Consider the following 15,111-nt stretch of genomic DNA (forward strand, 5'->3'; position numbering starts at 1 on the left):
AATTTACCAAGTACGCCCTTACTTTTAGATGACCTATGTCATAAAAATCAGCTATAAAACAGGGCTGAAAATTTTGGCTAGGCCTTCCTTCAAACGATCAGGCTTTGGCCTTTTGAGATACGCTTGGTAGTCAAGTTGTTCGCTTTTTTCACAATCCTTTAAAAAATCATTTTTTAGTTGTTGGGTAAACTCCCGTTCGTATACCAAAACGTTTACTTCATAGTTCTGTTCAAAGCTTCTTACATCTAAATTTGCCGTTCCTATCGTTGTCAATTCATCATCGGACAACATCAGTTTACTATGCAAAAATCCATCGGGATATAAATAAATCTTTACCCCGGCCTCCAGAAAATCCTCAAAATACGCACGAACGCTCCATTTGACCAAAAAGCTGTCGGAATTGGCAGAAAGCATGAGCCTAACATCAACACCACTCAATGCGGCTACTTGCAAGGCTTCCATTAAAGCCTCTCCGGGTATTATATACGGGTTGGCAATATAGATGTACTTCTTGGCCCTGTTAATAATAGAAAAATAAAGTTGGTGTATGGATGAAAAATCGGAGTCCGGTCCGCTGCTAATAACCTGGGCAATGGATTGCCCCGGAATTGATTTACCCAAGAAATAACCCGCTGCCAAAATATCATCTTTGCCACTAGCGAAATTCCAGTCCATAGCAAAAACAGCCTGCAAGCTATTTACTATAGGCCCTCTAAGCCGAAGGTGCAAATCATGCCATGTTCCTAGAATCGGGTCTCCTTTAAGATACTTATCCGATACATTGATTCCTCCTGTAAATGCGGTCGAACCATCTACAACCACAATTTTTCGATGGTTGCGATAGTTAATGGATGAAAGCAACCTACCGAAACGTATGGGCAGAAACCCGTAAATCTGAACGCCCGCCTCTTTAAGAAGGCCAATGTAGGTCTTGCTCAGGGTGTTACTGCCCAAGCCGTCATACATGAAGCGGACTTCAACGCCCTCTTTGGTCTTCCGTTGCAATATGGACAAAAACCTATCGGCCAACTCGCCTTCCTCAAAAATGTAATATTGAATGTGGATGAATTTTTTGGCACTTTCCATGGCCTCGAAAATGGCCGTAAAGGTTGCAGGTCCGTTTTTGAGCGGTGTCAGTTCATTGCCCGGGCTGGGCAAAAATTTGGAAGTTTTTGCGATAAGTTTTGCCAATTTAATATGGTCTTTGATCGGGGCGGGAATGTTGGCGTCACCATCCTTACCGAGATTATCGTAATATGCTTCGACGGTTTTGAAATATGCCGAAACCTCCTTGGTTTTCTTTAGTTTATAGAACTTGTTCTTGCGTCTATTTCGTCCGAGCGCGAAATAAAACAACATTCCACCTACGGGGATGGTAAAAATGGCCAACATCCATCCCAAGGTCTTGGTGGGGCGAATACCGTAAAGTAGCAATCGGCCAACTAGTGCAATGGCAAAAAGAAAATACACAATAAGTGCGATGGTCATAATTCAAGAAGCATTTTTAAGTTGGGATCACTTGGCTGAATTAAGTAAGGTAGGAATAAGTTTCAATCTTCGATACCCTTTGAATACTCTTATTCACGAGCATTCATTTCAAAGTTTACGATTCCACCATCTATTATCGCTTTTTGTAAGACCCCGTTTTTATAATAATAGCTATTCTCTTTGCCCTTTGCATTGATTTTTTTATAGCTGTTATTTCCCATGGAAACAATCGTGTTCATAGTGCCATCCTGTTCAGAATAGCAACTACTGATTTTCGCAGGTTCTTTGAAATACAGTAAAATAGTGGCGTATTCGATGGATTCATCCAGGCTACTTTCTTTTTGGTTTTTTACAATTTTATAACCAGCATTGTTCCGTAAAGTGCTTGTCTCTGCATGTGGTTTGTCATTTACCGTAATATGGACGTCAGCTTTTTGAAGCAAGAAGTTATCAAAGGTTACATCATATTCATAGTTGACTTTGATGTCCTTTATTATATGTGTTTTTATGCTGGTAAAGCTCTGATAAGTTGTTTTGGAGCCTTTAGTTATTTGACTTGCTTTTAAACTCCCTACCACTTTGTTCTTTACAACGATGTCGAAATAAAGGGATGAATCTTTAGGGTCTGAATTACCATCCAGAAGAATCAAAAAAATAACGAGAATTAGATGGCGTATCATAAGAGGGTATTGAAAATTTCTTGGTGCTATTATTACGGTGCAAATTACCGTATTTAAACATGACCTAAACCTGACCTAGGTCATGAGCCGAAATGTTCCTCTTGTATAATTTTGCTCTATAAAGTGATTGGAATAACAATTATAAAAAATAACATAAAATGGAAACAATAGAAGCACAAGAAGCAATTATCCCAATGCCTAGAATCGGGGATAAAGCACCATCATTTCAAGCAGTAACCACACAGGGAAACATTAATTTTCCAGATGATTATATGGGAAAATGGGTCATCTTATTCAGCCATCCGGCAGATTTTACGCCTGTTTGTACCTCCGAATTTATGACTTTTGCCCATCTCGAAGATAAGTTCGGTAAAGCCAATTGTAAACTCGTAGGCCTATCCATAGATGGGCTATATAGCCATATTGCATGGTTGCGGACCATCAAGGACAAAATAGAATTCAATGGCATGAAAAACGTAGAGGTGAAATTTCCTCTAATCGAGGATATTTCTATGGAAGTTGCCAAAAAATACGGCATGATCCAACCGGGAGAAAGCAAGACACAAGCCGTTAGAGCGGTATTCTTCATAGACCCCAACTCAATGATCAGAGCCATAATTTATTATCCATTAAGTCTCGGTCGGAATTTTGATGAAATCTACAGAGCGTTGATTGCTATGCAGACTGCCGACGAGTTTGCAGTTGCCACTCCCGCCGATTGGTATCCAGGGGATGACGTAATTGTTCCACCAGCAGGCTCTTGTGGCACGGCCGAAGAACGAATGGCTGAGCAAAATGGAGAAGTCGAATGTAAAGACTGGTTTTTCTGCACCAAGAAGTTAGCTGAAAAAGAAGTTTTGGAGACTGTTCTCAAAAATTAGCAACGCGCCTTTTCTATATTTAGCCCGAATCCGTCACTACCTTTCTATTGTCAGGTTAGTGGCGGTTTTCTGGTAAAAAAATAATTTAAATACACCCCTTAAAACTTAATAACATGCAACAGTTGGTAAAATATGCCCCATTCCTGATTTTGGCTTTCTTGGTTTTCTCCTGTAACAGTTCGAATAAAAAGAAGAAAGCCGATCAAACTGAGGAGAAAGTTGTTCAAAAAGAACAAATCTATTCTGTTGATACTTCAGGAGTTTCGATAAAATGGACTGCCTACAAGTTTACCGATAAACTGGGTGTAAGTGGTGGTTTTGACCAATTTTCCCTAAACTTGAAAAACCCAACAGGGACTGTTGAAACCTTACTAAAAGATGCCGCGATTGTGATACATACATCGTCTGTTAATTCCGGTAATGAAATACGGGATCCTAAATTGCGGACTTCCTTCTTCAAGGTTTTCCATACGGATACTATCAAGGGCCAAATTCTAGATGCCCAGCGGAACAAGGGAGCCTTGGAACTGAAAATGAACAACATTTCAAATGATGTGGAATACAACTATTCCCTTAAAAACGACACACTTTTCTTGTCGACACATTTAGATGTAATGCAATGGAACGGGAAGGAAGCCTTAAACTCCCTGAATAAGGAATGCTACGAACTCCATACCGGAACGGATGGCATATCAAAACTTTGGCCCGATGTGGATGTTACCATTAAACTTCCACTACAAAAGGCTCCGTCCTCGGAATAACCATTATTCAATTGTTGATACAGTCAAAAATGAAGCAAATAGTTCATAAACAGAGGGAGTTTTTTCTAACCAATACCACAAAAGATATTGACTTCAGGATAGAGCAACTCAAAAAACTGGAACGCATTCTAAAAGAAAATGATGCCTTATTGAATGAAGCTATCTATGCCGATTTTAAAAAATCTTCTTTTGATACCTATACGAATGAGCTTTCGATACTGTATCATGATATTCGAGAGGCATGCAAAAATGTCAAGAAGTGGTCCGTTGTTAAGAAGGTAAAAACCAATCTCATCAATTTTCCGGCAAAAAGTTATGTCATGCCCGAGCCATTGGGGGTAGCATTGATTATTGGTGCTTGGAACTATCCCTATCAATTATCCCTTGCTCCTGCCATCGCTGCAATTGCCGCTGGCAATACCGTTGTGCTTAAACCTAGTGAGTTGCCGCTAAATACGAGTCACGCCATGGCCAAACTTATCAATGAGAATTTTGAACCCCATTTTTTTAAGGTTCTGGAAGGTGGAATTGCTGAAACTACGGAATTGCTGAACCAGAAATTCGACAAAATATTCTTTACCGGTAGTGTTCCCGTGGGAAAGATAGTGTACCAGGCCGCTGCCAAAAATTTAACCCCAGTTACTCTTGAACTTGGTGGAAAAAGTCCGGCATTCTTTACTGAGAACTGCAACTTGAAAATAGCGGTAAAAAGAATGATTTGGGCAAAATATTTAAACGCCGGGCAGACCTGCATTGCGCCTGATTATGTTTTTGTGCACAAAACCATAAAAGATGATTTCCTCAAAATAGCAAAAGAGGAAATAGAAAAATCAAACTTTTCCTTTGTTAATGACAACTACGTGCAGATTATCAATGAGAAAAATATGCTACGGCTTATCGGTTTGATCGATGAGGAAAAGGTCTATTTGGGCGGCTCGTATACTCTTGAAGAACGATTTATCGCCCCTACCCTTATGACCAATATAAGCTTTGAGGATAAGGTTATGCAAGAGGAAATATTCGGCCCGATATTGCCCGTGCTTGAATACGAAGATCTCGATAAGGCAATTGCACAGGTCAAGGCCAGACCCAAACCGTTATCATGCTATGTTTTTACCAAAGAAAAACAGGTCAAGGAGAAAATCCTGCATGAAATATCATTTGGAAGTGGCGCAATCAATGATGCCATGATGCAGATTACCAATAGCAATATGCCCTTCGGCGGAGTCGGCGAAAGTGGTACTGGGGCATATCATGGGGAGGACGGATTCAAAGCTTTTACACACTACAAAAGCATTTTGGAAAAGCCTACTTGGTTAGAACCCGGATTGAAATATTACCCGCATACCAAGAGAAAATTGGGCTGGATAAAATTTATGTTTGGGGGTAAATAGGTTTTGAAAAAAATTATCTGAGCTTGGTAATGATTTGAAATGAACAAAAAGGGAGCAAAATATAAAATTGTGAATGCCCCCAAACCAAACCTTTCTACATGGACGCATTCAGGTTTTGATAAGAGGGCATTTCTAAATTTTGTAGTATACTAAGAAATCTCAACGGTTTTTGGGGAATGCTTTTTGGCTTCCTCTTTTTTGTCAAGTTTGAATTTCAAGACACCGTTTTTATATGTTGCTTTTACTTCTTCGTCTTTTATGCTTTCTGGCAGACGAAGCGATTTTTGGAAAGAGGTGTAACTAAACTCTTTTCGGCTGTAGTTGTCTTCCTCCTCTTCTTTTGAACTGGAATTCTCTGCCGCAATGTTCAAACAACCATTGTCGATGTTGACCTCAAAATCTTTCTTGTCGTAGCCAGGTGCTGCAAGTTCGATTTCAAAATTGTTATCGTTTTCCTTGACGTTCATGGCGGGCTCCTCCATTTTATTCATCCAAGAACCACCATTAAAAAAATCATCGGTGTTGAAAAAATCAGGGGTAACGAGATTTCCCCAAGGTCTTCTTCTAAATTTTACTAGTGACATAATTTTATATTTTTAGTTAAACATAATTATACCACGAAATTATGACCGAAAGGTGGATCTAATTATGACACAGGTCAGGGCGATAAATTTTATGTTCAATTCTCGGAATGTTTCTTTGTCTTAAAAAATGACCATTAGTAGTTATCTTCGGCCAAATGTGGATTGTGTTCAAAAATTTTGACAAACCATTTAAAAATATAAATATCGCGGGATTGGACTTGTAAATTCTATGATATTCTCGTCTTAAGAGCTATAGAGTTTGAAAGGTTCAAAACCACTTTATCCGGGCTTTGGTCTCAAAATGGCTTTTTGTGTTTTGATTCATGAGCCCTTCGCAACAAAGGTTTTTCGGAACTATAATTTAATTCATCAAAATCCAATTGAATCAGTAAACTTAATCACACCTCAAAATAGCCTTTTGATAAATAATAATTTAAATTAAGGTGTCAAGCCCTTACCCCTATTTCTGTTTTTTCCGAAAGTCTTTTTTATTGTGTTGGTTTTTAAGGCCTTCTTAGATTTACCTATTCTTTTATCCAAAACAGCTTGCCTATCCTGAACAAATTGAAACATTCCAGCCTGCATCGGACTTTTTAAGGTAATATTGGAACTTTCGTTTTGGAACATAGGGGTTTTTAAATCCAATTCTTTGGCCACTTCATAACCTAGATTGAATGCTTCTATATAACTCTTATCAACTCTTAGATTTTTTTCCATAATTTAAAAAGTTTCCCGAGCGTGTTTCTCAATATACTCATTGATAGAGTCCCGATCATATAAAATAATTTTCTTTTGGGGTTGCGAAAACCTGACCTTTCCATCGTCTCTTAATTTCTGTAAGGTAGTAGTGGATTTTATCTTTAAATGGAACATCGCCTCTTCGCTATCAATCCATTTTGCAGGTACATTATTACGTTTTGATTCTACGTGTTCGACCACCTTATCAAATAGGGCATAGAATGCTTCCTCCTGTAAACAGACAACTTCCATTGTTTAACTCATATTAAAGTTCAGAATAAAATATGCTATTCTGCTGGAAAGAGTATTTAATTTCGACTATCGCCGTATTAATTCGTTGTGAAGTCAGCTAGTTAAGGGGTTACTCTTTATTGATCTCTTCCATTATTTTGAGAAACCAACAACATAAATGTTGTACCTATGTTGTACCCAAAACAAAAAAGCCGACTCCTAAAAGTCAGCTTTCCCTTTGTACAGGCGGAGAGACTCGAACTCTCACACCTTGCGGCACTAGATCCTAAGTCTAGCGTGTCTACCAATTCCACCACGCCTGCATTTCCGTTTCAATAACGGGATGCAAATATAAAGCAAAAAATCAAATCTCTAAATTTCCACTTCTAAATTTCCCCTTTTTTGTAAATTTAAACTTCCTAAAAACAGAGAACGCCTTTATGCAGCACATTCCGGAATACATTGCCCAACACAAACAACGTTTTATAGATGAACTCATTGCCCTATTGAGGCTCCCCTCCGTCAGCGCCGACCCCGCTTTTGCGAAAGAGGTGCTGGGCGCGGCCCAAGCCGTGGGTGCCGCCCTGGAGGATGCCGGTTGCGACACGGTTGAAATTCACAAAACCGATGGCCATCCCATCGTGTACGGGGAGAAACTGATGGGCAAAGACCTGCCCACCGTGCTGGTCTATGGCCATTATGACGTGCAGCCCCCCGACCCCTTGGACCTCTGGAACTCGCCCCCTTTTGAGCCCATTGTACAAAAAACGGAACTGCACCCGGAAGGGGCCATTTTTGCCAGGGGCGCCTGTGATGACAAAGGGCAAATGTACATGCATGTCAAGGCCCTGGAACTTATGGTAAGGACCGGCCAGCTGCCCTGCAACGTGAAGTTCATGATCGAGGGCGAAGAAGAAGTGGGCAGCAGCAACCTGGCCACCTTTGTGGCCCAAAACCGCGAAAAACTGACCAATGACATTATCCTCATTTCGGACACCGGAATGATCGCCAATGACATTCCCTCCATTACCACGGGGCTGCGGGGCCTAAGCTATGTGGAGGTGGCCGTGACCGGCCCAAACCGGGACCTACACTCCGGACTGTACGGCGGGGCGGTGGCCAACCCCATTAATGTGCTGGCCAAGATGATCGCTTCCCTGCACGATGAAAACAACCACATTACCATCCCCGGATTTTATGACAAGGTGGCCGAGCTATCCGAGCGGGAGCGGGCAGAAATGGCCAAGGCCCCCTTTGACCTGGAGGCCTACAAAAAGGCATTGGACATCGATGCGGTTTATGGCGAAAAGGGCTTTACCACCAACGAACGCAACTCCATACGCCCCACCTTGGACGTCAATGGCATCTGGGGCGGCTACACGGGAGAAGGGGCCAAGACCGTGATTGCCAGCAAGGCCTACGCCAAAATCTCCATGCGCCTGGTGCCCCACCAAGATTGGGAGGAGATCACCCAGCTTTTTAAAAATCATTTTGAATCCATTGCCCCGGCCGGGGTAAAGGTTTCCGTAAAGCCGCACCACGGGGGGCAGGGATACGTTACCCCCATGGACACCATTGGGTACAGGGCCGCATCCAAGGCATACGAGACCTCCTTTGGCAAAAAACCGGTGCCCCAGCGCAGTGGGGGCAGTATTCCCATTGTTTCGCTTTTTGAAGAAGAATTGGGCAGCAAGACCATCTTAATGGGCTTTGGGCTGGACAGTGATGCCATACACTCCCCCAACGAGCATTTTGGGGTGTGGAACTACCTAAAGGGCATTGAGACCATTCCGTATTTCTACCAGTATTTTACGGAAATGAACCAGGCTTAATGTCCCCGTTCATGATAAGAAAAATGGTATTTGAAGTATTTCGTGGGCCAACCCTCCGGGGACAACGTATCTGTTAAATGGCGATTTTGGCACGCTCAAACAAGGCAGACACCCGGCCCACCAATTGATGCAGGTCCACGGGCTTGGCAAGATAATCTGCAATGCCCAGCTCAAAACCTTTCTCCTTAATGGCCTCGTCCGTACTGCCGCTCAGGATCAAAATGGGGATGTTGGACATTTTCTTGGTGCGGATGTACTCGATCACCTCCACCCCGTTCATTTTTGGCATCTGATAATCCACTATGACCAAGTCGGGCCCAAATTGCTCAAACAGCTTTACCCCCTCCAGGCCGTCGGATGCCGTGGCAACCGTATAGCCCCTGTTGCTCAAAATACGCTGTACGGAAAAGGTCACTAAAAGCTGATCGTCCATGGCTAGAATCTTCATAAGCAAAGGTGTAGGGCATCCTTATGCAGCTTTTGGTGCCACATATTTATTTTGTAGGATTTTTCTGCAATAATAACTATTTCCCCCGTGGTTTTATTGCATCCGTTCATCGAAAAACAACAACGAATTTTATGTTCCCCCATAAAACAAACCTCTACATTTGTAGAATACAAAATCTTGTTCTACATTTGTAGAAAATAAATACCGGTAAAGCAAATGAAACTATCAACATCGGAAGAAGAACTCATGAACATCCTTTGGGAACTGAAAACGGCTTTTATGAAAGACCTGCGGCAGGCGTATCCGGAACCCAGGCCGGCGAGCACCACCGTGGCCACCCTATTAAAACGAATGGCGGACAAGGGATTTGTGGCTTACAAAAACGAGGGAAGAAACAGGGAATACTTCCCCTTGGTCAAGAAAAAAGATTATTTCGCCCAGCATGTGAACGGACTAATCAAAAATTTTTTTGACAACAGCCCGGGACAGTTTGCCTCATTTTTTGCCCAAGAGGCCAATTTGAGCAAAACGGAACTGGAAGCGCTAAAAAAGCTCATTGACAACGAAATTCAGAAAAAATGATGCCACTCGCCTACCTTCTTAAGTTCATGGCCATCTCTGCCATTCTGTTCCTTTTTTACAAATTGGTTTTAGAGGGTGAACACGTGCACCATTTTAAACGGGCCTACCTCATCGGGGCACTGCTGGCGGCCCTGTTCATACCCGCCATTGTCTTTACGGAGTACACAGCCATTGACCCAATCAGTAAACCTTTGCCCTTGTTTGCCTCTTTGCCCACAAATGCCATCCCGGGCACACCCTTGGATAAAATGGCAGAACCTGATCTACGCCTGCACCCATTCCTTTGGGGTGTCTATTTTTTGGGGGCATTTATCTTTGGCCTGCGCTTTTTTAGAAACCTATTCCAGCTGGTGGCCCGCATAAAAAGAAGCCCCGCCCAAAGATGGAAACAGTTTGTGCACGTGCTGATCAAGGAACCATTGCCACCGCACACCTTTCTAAAGTACATCTTCCTTAACCAACAAAAGTACGAGGCCAATGAAATTCATGAGGCGGTAGTGCTCCATGAACAGGCACACGCTGAACAAAGGCACAGCTATGATATTTTGTTTGTGGAGGTCCTGCAAGTGGTTTTTTGGATGAATCCGTTCATCTATTTTATCAAAAAGGCCATAAGGCTCAACCATGAGTTTTTGGCAGATGCCGCGGTATTGCAAAACCCAATTCCAACAAAAACCTATCAAAATATTTTGTTGTCCCATCTGGCCAAGGACCACAACCTCCCACAGACACCCCATTTTTCCAACGCCATTCATCTTTCATCTTATTCATCAATCAAAAAACGATTTACCCTCATGAAAAGAAAACCATCCAAAAAAACGGCCCTGTTGCGAAGTATCTTAGTGCTTCCACTTATGGGCCTGTTATTGCTGGGCTTCAGCAAAACAGAAGTTGTTGCCTTGAACAGTACGGTGGTTCCCAAAGGAGCACCAACACAAACTGCCTCGATGGTGCCCCAAAGATCAGTATCTCAACAAACAAAGGGCACACAGACCAAGAGGGAACATACCATCTTGTTTGCCGCCCAAGAAATCGTGAAGGAAATTGTGGTGCGCATTGACCCCAACGGACAGCTTTATTTGCAAAATGCCATTGTTCCCATAAATGCCCTAGAGGAATCCCTGGCCAACATAAACCCCCATCTTTCGGTCCAGGAAAGGGCAAAGCTGGTGCGCTCGGTGATCTTTGCCCCAACCGGGACCTCCCAAAAACTGATCGATAAGATTGATGCCGCCCTAACGGCCTACGGCGTGGCCACCGTAAACGTGGTGGGGCCCAAAAACGAAGTAAAAATAACCGGCCGTGGGGCAACTCCCAAAGAACTTAGGGAATACGACCGATTGGCCCGACATTACAACACCATGCCGCGCAACAAAATGAAAATTGTCCGAGAGGACGTAAAACGGCTGGGGCATATCTACGCGAAGATGACCCTGGAGCAAAAAGCAAGGGCCCAGCCCTTTCCCAATTTTCCAGAACCACCCAAGGCCCCGGCCCCACCAAAGCCCTCCGAAGTCCCACGGCCACCCAAGGCCCCAACACCTGCTCAAACTGAACTTCAGATCATAAAAGAGACGGGGCGTATGCCGGGCAATGTCCAACAAGCGATTGAAAAGGAGGCCCAGGCATTCCGTCAAGAGGCACTTGCCCTTAAGGCAGAGGCAGAAAAATTCAAAGTGGAGACGGAGCTCTTTAAGCAAGAAATGAAGGCCCTGGAAAAAGAGGCGGAAAAGTTCGAAGCAGAATCCCAAGCCTTTAAACAAGAAATGAGGATCATGGAAAAAGAGGCAGAGCAGTTCAAGGCCGCCTCCGGGACCCTTGAACAAGAAATGGAAGCCCTAAAAAAGGAGGCGGCGAAGCTTAGAACAGAGGCCAAGGCCCTTAAAAAACTACTCAAAGACAAAGATTCAATAGACCAACGCTAGGCGGGGTCGCCAAAAGCCTTTTTGGGACAAAAACACCGTTTTCAGCTTTTTTTACCCCACCACCATTTGCTTTTTCCTAATTTTCTGCTCCCAGGCCCAAGCAGATCGCATGGCCTCGTCCAGGGTAGATTGGGCCCTCCATCCCAGGACCTCATTGGCCTTGGTGGTATCTGCGTAGGCGGTGATCACATCTCCAGGTCGTTTGTCAACCATTTTATAGTTGAGATCTTGTCCCGAGACCCGCTCAAAACTGTGGATCACCTCCAGCACGGAACTGCCGGTGCCCGTACCTAGATTGTACACCTCAAAATTGTCCGGGTTCTTTTTTTGCAGCAAGCGTTTTAAGGCCACTACGTGGGCCTTGGCCACGTCCACCACGTGAATGTAGTCCCGCACACAGGTACCGTCCACTGTGGGGTAATCACTGCCAAAAACGGACAGCTCCTTGCGCAGCCCCGCCCCGGTCTGGGTAATGAAGGGCACCAGGTTCTGCGGCACGCCAATGGGCAGTTCCCCTATATGTGCCGTGGGGTGGGCCCCCATGGGGTTAAAATACCGCAGGGCAATGGCCTGTAATTTGGGGTCTATTTTACAGGTGTCCCCTATGATCTCCTCCCCGATCTGTTTGGTGTTCCCGTAGGGCGACTCCGCCGGCTTTACCGGGGCAGATTCCGTTATGGGCATTTCATCTGCCTGGCCGTAAACGGTACAGGACGAACTGAAAATAAGATGGGCCGTGGGCAATTGCCGCAACTCCTGCAAGAGATACACCAAAGTGTTCAGATTATTCTCGTAATAGTCCAAAGGCTTGGCCACACTCTCGCCCACCGCCTTGAAAGCGGCAAAGTGGATCACGCCCTGGATATCTGTATGTTTCTCAAAAAAAGCGGAAACGCCCGTTTTATCGCGCAGGTCCAATTTTTCAAAAGAGGGGCGTTTTCCGGTAATGGCCACAATACCGTTCAGCACCTCCTCGGAGGCGTTGCTCAGGTTGTCCACAATGAGCACTTCAAAGCCTTCTTGCTGTAATTCCACCACGGTGTGGGAGCCTATAAAGCCCAAGCCACCGGTCACTACAATTTTCATCTGTTAACGTTTAAGGTTCATCATAAATGGTCCCCTTTCGGGGAAGATGCAAGCCACCCAAAGGGCGCCGACCGCATCCCCGCCCTGGTTGGGCCGCTTCATTTTCACCAATGTCCTGTTATTTTTTTTTGAAAAGAGGGTTCTGGCTCTTATTCACCTGGGCGCAATGACCATCAATCGGTTTCTTCCCTGGCCATCTTTGAGGCCCGCTCCAAGCTCTCCCGCCAATGGGGAATCTGTAGGTTGAGCAATCTTTTAATTTTGCCCTTGTCCATAACGCTATAGGCCGGTCTGGTCGCGGGCAGCGGATAGGCGGCCGTACGAATGGGCTGCAGGGCCACTTCCACCCCATTGATGTCAAAAATGGCCTGGGCAAAATCATACCAGCTGGCCACGCCCTCATTGCTAAAGTGATAGATGCCATAGGCGGTGCTCTCCGTTTCCACGAGCTGCAACAAGACCTCTGCCAAGTCATTGGCAAAGGTGGGTGTCCCCACCTGATCGTACACCACACCAAGGGCTTCCCGCTCCCGGCCGTACTTGAGCATGGATTTAAAAAAATTATGTCCGGTGGCCGCATATAGCCAAGAGGTGCGCACAATAAAATGCCGTTCCGTGTTCCTGGCCACCTGCTGTTCCCCCATATACTTGGATTTACCGTAAACGCTGAGGGGGGCTGGCCTATCTCCCTCGGTGTAGGGGAGGCCCTGCTTTCCGTTGAACACAAAATCGGTGCTGATGTGCACTAGAACGGTGCCCGTTTTTTTGCAGGCCCTGGCCAGGTTACGGGCCCCGGTCTCATTGATGTTGTGCGCCTTGGCCATTTCGGTCTCCGCGAGGTCCACCTGGGTATAGGCCGCACAGTTGATGCAGTGGTCAAAACGTCCCTGCTCCATAAAACGGTTCACCGCCGCCTCATCGGTAATGTCCAGATCGGCCGAAGTGGCAAAGACAATGTCCAGATGATCGTGGCCCTTGGCCACCGTCTTACGGACCACCTGGCCCAACTGCCCCCCTGCCCCGGTGACCAATAGGTTCTTTTTTTTCTCCATCAATGCCCCACTAATGATTTACCAAATCCGTGAACTTGGGCAGTACCCGATCCTTCTCCGAAATGATCAAGGACTCCTCCGGTAACATCCAGTCTATGCCAAAACGCTCATCGTTGTAAAGAATTCCGGTTTCGGCCTTGGGATCATAGTAGTTGTCGCACTTGTAAAAAAAGGAGGCGCGATCGCTCAGGGTCACAAACCCGTGGGCGCACCCCCTGGGCACAAAGAGCTGCTTGTTGTTCTTGGCGGACAAAAGGATGGAAAACACCGCTCCATAGGTGTCCGATCCCGGTCTTATGTCCACCACCACATCCAACACCTCGCCCTCCAGGACCCGAACCAATTTGGCTTGGGCACTGCTTCCCTTTTGATAGTGAAGACCACGGAGCACCCCTTTTTGGGAGAAAGACTGGTTGTCCTGTACAAAGTTGATGTCCAAACCGGTCTCCTGGTTAAACGTCCTTTGGTTAAAGCTCTCAAAAAAGTGTCCGCGCTCGTCGTGGAACACCTTGGGCACCATGGCAAAACAGCCGTCTATTTTTGTTCTTGATATCTCCATGTCATTCTTATAAGGCGGCGAGCAAAGAAGCACTGTAGCCACTTTTTAACAAGGGTTCGGTCAGGGCCCTGAACTGGTTTTTGGTTATATAGCCCATCTTGTACGCCGCCGATTCTATGGAACCCACCTTAAGGCCCTGACGTTCTTCAATGACCTGCACAAACTGTGCCGCCTGCATCAGGGAATTGAAGGTGCCGGTGTCCAACCAGGCGGTTCCGGTATCCAAGATAGTGACTTTTAGCTTGCCACGTTGCAAATATACCTGGTTCACATCGGTAATCTCCAATTCTCCCCGTTGGCTGGGTGCAATGTCCTTGGCGATGCCCACCACATCATTGTCGTAAAAGTAAATTCCGGGCACGGCGTAATTGCTCTTGGGCCTTTGGGGTTTCTCCTCAATGGAGAGCACCTTGTTGTCCGCATCAAACTCCACCACTCCGTATCGCTCCGGATCACTGACGTGGTAGGCATAGATGACGCCCCCATCCGGATCGTTGTTGGCCTGCAACAAGGTTTCCAGACCGGTGCCATAGAAAATGTTGTCGCCCAGAATCAGGGCCACCTTGTCCTTGCCAATGAAGTCCTCGCCAATGATAAAGGCTTCGGCCAGGCCCTTGGGTTCTTCCTGTACGGCATACTCAAATTTACAGCCGTATTTCCGGCCATCGCCCAAAAGGTCCCTGAACAGGGGCAGGTCATGCGGGGTGCTTATAATGAGTATTTCCCAGATACCGGCCTCCATCAAGGTGGCCAAGGGATAATAGATCATGGGCTTGTCATACACGGGCATCAACTGCTTGCTCACGGCCAAGGTGCAGGGGTGCAGTCTGGTGCCGGAGCCACCCGCTAAGATTATTCCTTTCATCTGTT

At 45.3% G+C, this 15,111-nt stretch carries 16 protein-coding genes and 1 tRNA gene; 6 read left to right on the plus strand and 11 right to left on the minus strand.

The genetic code is table 11. The features are described from left to right. Nucleotides 1-51: 51 nt before the first annotated feature. Together cls and ACKWCC_RS07085 are read right to left on the minus strand one after the other, a co-directional pair. Nucleotides 52-1,488, minus strand: a complete 1,437-nt coding sequence (gene cls / locus ACKWCC_RS07080) for a cardiolipin synthase (RefSeq protein ID WP_413995215.1) — start codon at nt 1,486-1,488, stop codon at nt 52-54. An 89-nt stretch (nt 1,489-1,577) separates the two neighbouring features. Continuing rightward, nucleotides 1,578-2,168 carry a DUF6134 family protein gene (locus ACKWCC_RS07085; protein WP_413995216.1) on the minus strand — a complete coding sequence of 197 codons (591 nt, stop codon included), beginning with the start codon at nt 2,166-2,168 and terminating at the stop codon, nt 1,578-1,580. A gap of 158 nt (nt 2,169-2,326) precedes the next feature. On the opposite strand from ACKWCC_RS07085, the gene ACKWCC_RS07090 reads away from it, so the two are divergent. The 3 genes from ACKWCC_RS07090 (at nt 2,327) to ACKWCC_RS07100 (ending at nt 5,204) form a co-directional block, all read left to right on the plus strand. Next, entirely contained in the window at nt 2,327-3,049 is a 723-nt protein-coding gene (locus ACKWCC_RS07090) for a peroxiredoxin (protein WP_413995217.1), read from the plus strand. Nucleotides 3,050-3,162: 113 nt separating this feature from the next. Then, nucleotides 3,163-3,810: a YceI family protein gene (locus ACKWCC_RS07095; protein ID WP_413995218.1), complete on the plus strand. Its 648-nt coding sequence runs from the start codon at nt 3,163-3,165 to the stop codon at nt 3,808-3,810. Nucleotides 3,811-3,839: 29 nt separating this feature from the next. Next, complete coding sequence (locus ACKWCC_RS07100) at nt 3,840-5,204, plus strand: aldehyde dehydrogenase family protein (RefSeq protein WP_413995219.1); 1,365 nt, start codon at nt 3,840-3,842, stop codon at nt 5,202-5,204. 149 nt (nt 5,205-5,353) lie between these two features. Here the strand turns inward: ACKWCC_RS07100 and ACKWCC_RS07105 are convergent, their stop codons facing one another. From ACKWCC_RS07105 to ACKWCC_RS07120, 4 genes are all read right to left on the minus strand, one after another. Further along, nucleotides 5,354-5,788: an Hsp20/alpha crystallin family protein gene (locus tag ACKWCC_RS07105; protein WP_413995220.1), complete on the minus strand. Its 435-nt coding sequence runs from the start codon at nt 5,786-5,788 to the stop codon at nt 5,354-5,356. A 438-nt stretch (nt 5,789-6,226) separates the two neighbouring features. Continuing rightward, nucleotides 6,227-6,505, minus strand: coding sequence for a hypothetical protein (locus ACKWCC_RS07110; protein ID WP_413995221.1), 279 nt, complete (start codon nt 6,503-6,505; stop codon nt 6,227-6,229). Nucleotides 6,506-6,508: 3 nt separating this feature from the next. Further along, nucleotides 6,509-6,778, minus strand: a complete 270-nt coding sequence (locus ACKWCC_RS07115; protein WP_413995222.1) for a hypothetical protein — start codon at nt 6,776-6,778, stop codon at nt 6,509-6,511. Nucleotides 6,779-6,998: 220 nt separating this feature from the next. Beyond that, a tRNA-Leu gene (locus ACKWCC_RS07120) sits at nt 6,999-7,080 on the minus strand. Between the two features lie 117 nt (nt 7,081-7,197). Here ACKWCC_RS07120 and ACKWCC_RS07125 point away from each other — a divergent pair. Further along, complete coding sequence (locus tag ACKWCC_RS07125; RefSeq protein WP_413995223.1) at nt 7,198-8,589, plus strand: dipeptidase; 1,392 nt, start codon at nt 7,198-7,200, stop codon at nt 8,587-8,589. 73 nt (nt 8,590-8,662) lie between these two features. On the opposite strand, the gene ACKWCC_RS07130 is transcribed toward ACKWCC_RS07125, so the two are convergent. Further along, entirely contained in the window at nt 8,663-9,037 is a 375-nt protein-coding gene (locus tag ACKWCC_RS07130) for a response regulator (protein ID WP_413995224.1), read from the minus strand. A 216-nt stretch (nt 9,038-9,253) separates the two neighbouring features. Between ACKWCC_RS07130 and ACKWCC_RS07135 the strand changes: the two genes are divergently transcribed. Next, nucleotides 9,254-9,619 (plus strand): BlaI/MecI/CopY family transcriptional regulator, encoded by a 366-nt coding sequence (locus ACKWCC_RS07135; RefSeq protein ID WP_413995225.1) that lies wholly within the window; start codon nt 9,254-9,256, stop codon nt 9,617-9,619. Further along, on the plus strand, nt 9,616-11,544 hold the full coding sequence (locus ACKWCC_RS07140; RefSeq protein ID WP_413995226.1) for a M56 family metallopeptidase: 1,929 nt from the start codon (nt 9,616-9,618) through the stop codon (nt 11,542-11,544). The genes ACKWCC_RS07135 and ACKWCC_RS07140 overlap by 4 nt, the downstream gene beginning before the upstream one ends. Before the next feature lie 51 nt (nt 11,545-11,595). On the opposite strand, the gene galE is transcribed toward ACKWCC_RS07140, so the two are convergent. From galE to rfbA, 4 genes are all read right to left on the minus strand, one after another. Then, on the minus strand, nt 11,596-12,630 hold the full coding sequence (gene galE, locus ACKWCC_RS07145; protein WP_413995227.1) for a UDP-glucose 4-epimerase GalE: 1,035 nt from the start codon (nt 12,628-12,630) through the stop codon (nt 11,596-11,598). Between the two features lie 173 nt (nt 12,631-12,803). Then, complete coding sequence (gene rfbD / locus ACKWCC_RS07150; protein WP_413995228.1) at nt 12,804-13,682, minus strand: dTDP-4-dehydrorhamnose reductase; 879 nt, start codon at nt 13,680-13,682, stop codon at nt 12,804-12,806. 10 nt (nt 13,683-13,692) lie between these two features. Continuing rightward, nucleotides 13,693-14,241 (minus strand): dTDP-4-dehydrorhamnose 3,5-epimerase, encoded by a 549-nt coding sequence (rfbC, locus tag ACKWCC_RS07155; protein ID WP_413995229.1) that lies wholly within the window; start codon nt 14,239-14,241, stop codon nt 13,693-13,695. A 7-nt stretch (nt 14,242-14,248) separates the two neighbouring features. Further along, nucleotides 14,249-15,106: a glucose-1-phosphate thymidylyltransferase RfbA gene (gene rfbA / locus ACKWCC_RS07160; RefSeq protein WP_413995230.1), complete on the minus strand. Its 858-nt coding sequence runs from the start codon at nt 15,104-15,106 to the stop codon at nt 14,249-14,251. Nucleotides 15,107-15,111: the final 5 nt, after the last annotated feature.

Source organism: Maribacter aquimarinus, assembly GCF_047345505.1.
GTDB lineage: Bacteria > Bacteroidota > Bacteroidia > Flavobacteriales > Flavobacteriaceae > Maribacter.

Excerpts from the sequence above, each read along its gene's own strand:
- cls (WP_413995215.1), bottom strand. The coding sequence starts at position 1,488 with ATGACCATCGCACTTATTGTGTATTTTCTTTTTGCCATTGCACTAGTT.
- ACKWCC_RS07085 (WP_413995216.1), bottom strand. The coding sequence starts at position 2,168 with ATGATACGCCATCTAATTCTCGTTATTTTTTTGATTCTTCTGGATGGT.
- ACKWCC_RS07090 (WP_413995217.1), top strand. The coding sequence starts at position 2,327 with ATGGAAACAATAGAAGCACAAGAAGCAATTATCCCAATGCCTAGAATC.
- ACKWCC_RS07095 (WP_413995218.1), top strand. The coding sequence starts at position 3,163 with ATGCAACAGTTGGTAAAATATGCCCCATTCCTGATTTTGGCTTTCTTG.
- ACKWCC_RS07100 (WP_413995219.1), top strand. The coding sequence starts at position 3,840 with ATGAAGCAAATAGTTCATAAACAGAGGGAGTTTTTTCTAACCAATACC.
- ACKWCC_RS07105 (WP_413995220.1), bottom strand. The coding sequence starts at position 5,788 with ATGTCACTAGTAAAATTTAGAAGAAGACCTTGGGGAAATCTCGTTACC.
- ACKWCC_RS07110 (WP_413995221.1), bottom strand. The coding sequence starts at position 6,505 with ATGGAAAAAAATCTAAGAGTTGATAAGAGTTATATAGAAGCATTCAAT.
- ACKWCC_RS07115 (WP_413995222.1), bottom strand. The coding sequence starts at position 6,778 with ATGGAAGTTGTCTGTTTACAGGAGGAAGCATTCTATGCCCTATTTGAT.
- ACKWCC_RS07125 (WP_413995223.1), top strand. The coding sequence starts at position 7,198 with ATGCAGCACATTCCGGAATACATTGCCCAACACAAACAACGTTTTATA.
- ACKWCC_RS07130 (WP_413995224.1), bottom strand. The coding sequence starts at position 9,037 with ATGAAGATTCTAGCCATGGACGATCAGCTTTTAGTGACCTTTTCCGTA.
- ACKWCC_RS07135 (WP_413995225.1), top strand. The coding sequence starts at position 9,254 with ATGAAACTATCAACATCGGAAGAAGAACTCATGAACATCCTTTGGGAA.
- ACKWCC_RS07140 (WP_413995226.1), top strand. The coding sequence starts at position 9,616 with ATGATGCCACTCGCCTACCTTCTTAAGTTCATGGCCATCTCTGCCATT.
- galE (WP_413995227.1), bottom strand. The coding sequence starts at position 12,630 with ATGAAAATTGTAGTGACCGGTGGCTTGGGCTTTATAGGCTCCCACACC.
- rfbD (WP_413995228.1), bottom strand. The coding sequence starts at position 13,682 with ATGGAGAAAAAAAAGAACCTATTGGTCACCGGGGCAGGGGGGCAGTTG.
- rfbC (WP_413995229.1), bottom strand. The coding sequence starts at position 14,241 with ATGGAGATATCAAGAACAAAAATAGACGGCTGTTTTGCCATGGTGCCC.
- rfbA (WP_413995230.1), bottom strand. The coding sequence starts at position 15,106 with ATGAAAGGAATAATCTTAGCGGGTGGCTCCGGCACCAGACTGCACCCC.